Source organism: Porphyromonas sp. CAG:1061 (genome assembly GCF_000435035.1).
GTDB lineage: Bacteria > Bacteroidota > Bacteroidia > Bacteroidales > Porphyromonadaceae > Porphyromonas_A > Porphyromonas_A somerae.
Genome location: NZ_HF988941.1, coordinates 5146 through 11739 on the forward strand (window position 1 = coordinate 5146; position 6594 = coordinate 11739).

Annotated in this window: 8 protein-coding genes; 2 read left to right on the top strand and 6 right to left on the bottom strand. The window is 49.2% G+C overall.

Annotated features, from left to right (window positions below; genetic code table 11):
- Positions 1-743 (bottom strand): murein L,D-transpeptidase (locus QVO39_RS07760; protein WP_288171932.1); only part of this gene is annotated, 743 nt, incomplete at its 3' end.
- Positions 744-918: 175 nt separating this feature from the next.
- On the opposite strand from QVO39_RS07760, the gene QVO39_RS07765 reads away from it, so the two are divergent.
- On the top strand, positions 919-2010 hold the full coding sequence (locus QVO39_RS07765) for a PCMD domain-containing protein (protein WP_288171933.1): 1092 nt from the start codon (positions 919-921) through the stop codon (positions 2008-2010).
- Between the two features lie 3 nt (positions 2011-2013).
- Positions 2014-2790: a porin family protein gene (locus QVO39_RS07770; RefSeq protein WP_021903688.1), complete on the top strand. Its 777-nt coding sequence runs from the start codon at positions 2014-2016 to the stop codon at positions 2788-2790.
- A gap of 167 nt (positions 2791-2957) precedes the next feature.
- Here the strand turns inward: QVO39_RS07770 and QVO39_RS07775 are convergent, their stop codons facing one another.
- The 5 genes from QVO39_RS07775 to pfkA form a co-directional block, all read right to left on the bottom strand.
- The gene (locus tag QVO39_RS07775) at positions 2958-3170 is read right to left on the bottom strand and encodes a heavy-metal-associated domain-containing protein (protein WP_021903689.1); all 213 of its coding nucleotides are present in this window, start codon (positions 3168-3170) and stop codon (positions 2958-2960) included.
- Positions 3163-3432 (bottom strand): hypothetical protein, encoded by a 270-nt coding sequence (locus tag QVO39_RS07780; RefSeq protein ID WP_021903690.1) that lies wholly within the window; start codon positions 3430-3432, stop codon positions 3163-3165. The genes QVO39_RS07775 and QVO39_RS07780 overlap by 8 nt, the downstream gene beginning before the upstream one ends.
- A gap of 4 nt (positions 3433-3436) precedes the next feature.
- A complete protein-coding gene (locus QVO39_RS07785; protein ID WP_021903691.1) occupies positions 3437-4033 on the bottom strand; it encodes a lipocalin family protein in 597 nt (198 codons plus the stop codon).
- A gap of 78 nt (positions 4034-4111) precedes the next feature.
- Positions 4112-5374: a Cof-type HAD-IIB family hydrolase gene (locus QVO39_RS07790; RefSeq protein WP_021903692.1), complete on the bottom strand. Its 1263-nt coding sequence runs from the start codon at positions 5372-5374 to the stop codon at positions 4112-4114.
- Between the two features lie 13 nt (positions 5375-5387).
- Complete coding sequence (gene pfkA, locus QVO39_RS07795; protein ID WP_018028839.1) at positions 5388-6386, bottom strand: 6-phosphofructokinase; 999 nt, start codon at positions 6384-6386, stop codon at positions 5388-5390.
- Positions 6387-6594 lie beyond the last annotated feature (208 nt).

Below are 6594 nucleotides of genomic sequence, written 5' to 3' on the forward strand. Positions count from 1 at the left end.
GTCTCCATCTGATAGGGTGGCTGCTTCTTGCCGGTGGTGGCGGGGTTGGTGCTTCTAATCAGCCACTTGCCTCGCTCTTGACGCTCCACCGTCGCAATGTTTTGGTCGCCTCGATCCACAAAGATAACGTGCTCAAATTGTACCTCTCCCTCCAACTTTCTCAAGTATCGCTTTGGAATCCAATAACTGCCCATGGAGCCTTTGAGCGGAGTGATTTGGTAGTAGCTGCCTATTGAGTCAATCAGGTGAGTGAGCCAGCCATCACGGCCATAGATAATCGGTTGGGTAGTGTCGTTGGGTAGGTATAGTGGGGCAGATTGGTATCGCTCTACCCCTAGCGTATCGGCTACTCTACGGTACTCATTGCGTCGGTAATTCTGCACTGTTGGAGCCTCTCCGTGCCCATTGCGGTAATTCTCTATCACTGCCCACTGCCCGATTTCCTCAGCCAGATTCTCCACGTAAGCCAGTTTGGCTCTAAACTGATCAAGCTTAATGCTCCTCACAGTATCTTTATAATCGTAGGTGGGGGCGAGGTAATACTCCTCAAAAAGTAGCTCTTCCCGCAGCTCTATATCCTCGCTAGAAAGGGTATCGGGCTCTTGGGCTACCGCCTCTTCAATTGCTATCGCAGCCTCTATATGTAAGGGGTTCGCTTGCTCCTCGCCTTTACTCTTAGTTTGGCAGGCTATGAGTAGTAGGGCTGCTAGCAGGGTACCTACTAGGTATCTCCATTTATTCATATCATTATTATTCTATCAAGTTGCTTATCTCTCTAATTCTAGGCAAATATAATCAATTAACCCATTTCGCCTAGCCCGCAACCCACTTTTGAAGTGAATCGAAGATGGATAATTGATAGATATTGATTACATTTGCGTCGTTTTCTGATTAAAACTAATAGGCTGAACAATGAAAATGAGCAAACAAATTAATGGGATTGTCCTGAGCCTTTTCCTTGCCATAGGGCTCTCGCTCTCAGGCTGCATCAAGCCAGAAGCACCTAATGCCGAAGCAGATATCGTGAAGTGCATCGTGGGGCAAGACCTCCTCTTTAGAGATATTCATATCACCAATAACACGGTGGAGATCACGGTCAATAGCTGGGTGGACGTGTCAAACTTGGCACCAGTATTTGTTATTACCGATAAAGCGACCCTTGCACCTGAGAACGGCTCTATTAGAGACTTTACCAAGCCACAAATCTATCGGGTAACCTCTGAAGATGGTAAGTGGAGCAAAGATTACACAGTTACTGTCAAAAAGCCGTCACTTCTTGAGCAGCCTATTTGGACCTATAGCTTTGAGGGGTACAAGACTGATCCATATCCTATTCTACAGGAGCTAGATGAGAAAGGAAATGTTACTCTTGAATGGGCAAGTGGCAATTATGCTGTATTCCTATTGAGTGGCAAAGACTTCTACGTTACTCAAGACCCTGAGGGATACAAGGGAAATGCGGCCAAGCTACAGACCAAAAGCACCGGTTTTTTTGGGAGAATTGCCAAAAAACCTATTGCGGCTGGAAGCGTCTTTATGGGGACTATGGATACTAAGATAATGGCCACTAAACCTCTTGAGGCAACTCACTTTGGAGAGCTATTCATGCAGGAGCCTCATCTCTTTGAAGGTTATTATAAGTACACCCCAGGTAAAGTGATTACCGATAAAAATAATAAAGTACTTGAGGGAAAGGTGGATAACTTCAGTCTTTACGCTGTATTCTTCGAGACCACCAATGAGATTCAGTGGCTTGATGGCACCAATGTACAGGATAGTCCTCAGCTGATATCTGTGGCAAAAGTGACCGAGCGAAAGGTGAGTGATAAGTGGGTGAAGTTTGAAGTGCCCTTTGAGATGCAGGAGGGCAAATCGATTGATCCCGTGAAGCTAAAGGCTGGTAAATATAGGTTGGCGATCGTAGCTTCATCGAGTGAAAATGGTGCTCACTTTGAGGGTGCTGTGGGTAGTACCTTGTGGATTGATGAACTGCAAATATTCTGTAAGTAACTTATGAGACGTATTATATATGCTGCGATAATGATCGCACTCGGAACTACTCTGCTCACTGCTCAAAGCAATAATGATGGCTTCATCCGGACTAAAGATGGCTTTGAATTTGAGCTAAAAGCGGCCATCAACTTTATCGGAGGGGCTGCCCCAATGGATATCCCTCAGGAGGTCCGTTCGATTGACTCCTACAATCCTACTTTCGGAGGCTCCTTTGAGGGAGTGGCAACGAAGTGGTTTGGCGATTCTTATGGAGTACCAGAATGGGGCATCTCTGCAGGGTTAAAGCTGGAGAATCGTGGAATGAAGACACAAGTGACCACTAAAAGCTTCCACACCTCCGTGACGATGGACAATGCTGGAGTAGAGGGCTACTGGACCGGTGAAGTGGTGATGGAGTATAGCTCCAACCTACTCAGCTTGCCTCTGCAAGCTCACTATCGCTTCAACCGCAATTGGAAAGTGCGTGGGGGGCTCTACCTCGGTTATCAGATCGATGGAAAGTTTAGCGGAATGGTTCAGAACGGCTATCTCCGTGATGGCACACCAGTAGGGGAGAAGCTGATTATGGATCAACCATCGCTCTATGACTTCTCAAGCAATATGCAGAGGTGGCAGTGGGGCGGAGTGCTCGGCTTTTCGTGGCGTGCCTATCGGCACTTCCACATCAATGCCGACCTCAATTGGGGTTTCTCTCAAGTCTTTAAGCGAAACTTTACCGCTATCAACTACGCGATGTATCCTATTTACCTACAAGCCGGCTTTGGCTACCAATTCTAGCCACCCTCAATAGTATGCTAATAAAAAAGGACCCCCGCAAGGAGGTCCTTTTTTAATTACCACAATCCATAGTATCCGACCCGTCCAACTCGTCTGACTTGTTCGACCTGTCCGATAGAGCCACCTCAAAAATATAGAGGTGCCCTCTTTAGATTGTGGAAGTGGGATCAGAGCTGCAGGCCAAAACCCAAGCTCTCCACTATCTTTTTGATGCTACTAGGCGTGATGGTCGCTTCATCGTACTGCACTTCTACAGTGCCAGCCTCGTGGTTGGCCTTTACCGATTCAATTCCTCGCGACACCCTTAGTGCCTCCTCAATCTGCTGAGCACAATGCCCGCACTTCATTCCTGTTACCTCAAAAGTCTTAGTCTCAATCATCTTTTATCTCCTCATATTCTACATACTCCCCGCCTTCAAGGTCCAGCGAGGCATTATCTATCATCTCTACACTCGAGGGGGCATCGTCTGTCTGTCTTCGGACCCGCTCCCGACGAGCTCTCTCCTCCTCGGCACTCTTCTGTGCCTCTTTATAGTGCTTCTTCAGCTTATAGACAGAGAGGAGTGCTCGCCGATACTTGATAGCAAATATCACTATCAAGATCAGCGGTAAAAGTAATATGAACTGAAGCAAGTCGCTCATCGTATTACTCCTCTAGCTCCATTGAGTGATCCACCCAGATAAGGTTGTTCACCCTCACACCAACATTCATCGCCTCCGTCACAAAGCGAGCACGCACCTCCTCAGGTAGCTCCTTGGTACGTGAGAGGATCCAGCACTGTTTGGTGTTGCGACCCACCACTAGGGCATACTCATAATCCCCCTCAATGGCGAGCACATTGTAGCCCGTGAAGATGGGGCCAAAGTAGCTTATTTCCAAAGCTGCCGTATTAGGGTCACCGACAAACTGTGCCACCGCCTCAGAACGTACCCACTGCTCCTTTTTGTAGTTGTAGCCTGAGTTGATCATCTGTACCCTGCCATCCTCCATCACGTTGTACTCAGCGGTGACATCGCTCAGGTTTCGCTCCCAGCGGTTATCCAGTCGAGCCACCTCGTACCACTTCCCTAGGTATTGCTCTAGGTCAAAAGAAGTGACAGGCTCAGCATTCTTAGGGATCGAGTGTTTCCGGCGGTAAAAGGCCGTGAATACTGTAGTCGCAGCAGCACCTGCAAGTGCGATTAAGCCACCTTTGATCAGATTAGCTACTAGCTGGTCATTTGATTTCTTCCTCTCAAACATATCTTTTTCTCTTTAATATGGTCCTTTATTATCTATACAACAAGCATAGGTAAGCCAAAGTTGCCTAGCCTGTCGCTTTTACCTTTTATTTAGAATACTATTGACTACCCTTATGCTACTGATCAGCTTCCCTCTTCCTGAAAGGATGTCAATATTCCATACATGAGAGCTGCGTCCTCGGTGGATAATCTTTCCCACCGCTGTGACCGTGTCTCCCACGTGTGCCGAACTGATGTGATTGCCACTCACCTGCATCCCCACCTGTATCTCATTTTCCTGAAGAAGCAAGAGCGACCCATACCCTGCTGCCGTCTCTGCAAGTGCTAGCGTCGCGCCACCATGCAGAATGCCCATCGGCTGCTGCGTACGCCCATCCACTGGCATGGTACACTCCACATACCCCTCCTCAAGTCGGGTGCAGCGTATCCCAAGCGTCCCCATCAAGGTATTGCCCTCCATCATCTGATTGAGGAGCTCCACGCTGAGGTCCCCCACATTATCGGGCTTAGGCTGTAGGATAAATTTATTCAGTAGGTGGCTAATACCATCACTATTGTTGCTCGTCGTCACATAGTCGGCAGAGCGCTTTACCGCCTCCGTCGCATTGGCCATCGCCACACCTAGTCCTGCCACCTGTATCATCCCAAGGTCGTTGTAGCTATCACCCACCGCGATCAATTCGCTTCGGTCAATGCCCAACTCCTCAAGAAGAAACTCAATGGTCGACCCTTTGTCTACCCCGCGAGGCACCACATCAAGGAAGTGCTCATTGGTGAGGAAAAAGTTGAGTTGTTCGCCATAGTAAGCCTCCATCTCCTCCTTAATCTGGTAGAGGGCATGGGTGTTGTCGCTCGTGATGGCTAGTTTCAGAGGGTCACTTATAAGTCCCTCAAGTAGATGAGGCACCCCCCTGATCGGCATACCACCATCCACCCGTTGCTCCTCTAGTACGTAGTGGTCGTCGGGTGTTTCACTCACAATCATCTGCTGTTCATAGCTAAAGATGGTGAGCTCCGGACGTTTCTTCACTTCCTCATAGAGGTGAGGCAGTAACTTCTTGGGGATAGCACGACGAGCCAAGATCTTCCCATCACCCAAGGAGGTGAGCTTACCCCCATTGTACGAAAGGATATAGCCACCATACTGATCCAGTCGCAGCGTTTTGGCTATCGCACGGCAACCAAAGGTGGGGCGACCACTTGCCAGTACCACCTTTACGCCTAGCTCTTGGATCGCCATTACCGAACTGATCGTACTGGGCAGAAGTCGCTTTTGGTCATCTACCAAGGTGCCATCAAGATCCAGTGCCACCAACTTATAGGGGATCTCTCTTTGTGTCATAGTTACGTGGTCTTTAGAGTGAAAGCATCGCAAGGGCCTGAACCATTGCAGGGTCTACTGACTTGTCATCCTTGATGGCACGGCTAAATGGCACGTGGACTAGCTCGTCATTGACAATCCCGATCATCACATTACGCTGACCATCGAGGAGTGCCTCCACCGCTGCCACGCCCATACGGCTTGCCATAATACGGTCTTCGGCGCAGGGACTACCACCTCGTTGCATATGCCCGAGGATCGAGACCCGTACATCGTACTCAGGGTGGCTCTCCTGAAGGCGCTTCGCCACTCCCATAGCACCGCCTGTCAACTCGCTCTCGGCAACCAGTACGATACTACTATTCTTACTCTTACGGAAGCCATTGGCAATCATCTGCGTGATCTGCTCCTCCGCCTCGTGCACTTCAGGGATAATCGCTACCTCTGCACCCGAGGCAATCGCCCCATTGAGTGCCAAGAAGCCAGCATCGCGCCCCATCACCTCTACCACAAAGAGGCGGTCGTGTGAGGAAGCGGTATCACGAATCTTATCCACTGCGTCCATAATGGTATTGAGGGCTGTGGCGTAGCCAATGGTGCGGTCGGTACCGCAAAGGTCATTGTCAATAGTGCCGGGGAGCCCCACAATTGGGAAGTTGAATTCCGCCGCAAAGAGCCTAGCCGCCGTCAGTGTGCCATCTCCGCCAATCACCACTAACGCATCGATGCCCGCCCTACGCATATTATCATAGGCGAGAGCACGCCCCTCAGGCGTCTTAAATTCATCGCAGCGTGCTGTCTTCAGTATCGTGCCACCACGCTGAATGATATTGCTTACATTCTCCGTGTGAAAGTCGACAATCTCATTATTCATCAGCCCTTTATAACCACGATAGATACCTTTCACCTCCAGTCCCTTGTAGATAGCAGTACGTGTGACTGCCCGAATGGCAGGATTCATCCCTGGTGCATCACCGCCTGAAGTCAATATGCCAATGCACTTCAATTCGTATCCTTCAAACATATCTTCCATAACAATCTTCAATCCCTAATCAAAATAATCAATCTCCCAAACCCCTCTCAACAAAGATACAAAAAAGCCATATAACCCGATAACCCCTATCCCGTATGTCTGTATGCAAACCACAGGTGGGGAGACTGTTGCACTTAGTCCGACCTGTCCGACCTGTCCGAAACGGCACCCAACCCAGCAAGCACTCCCCTCCATAAAACCTCCATGC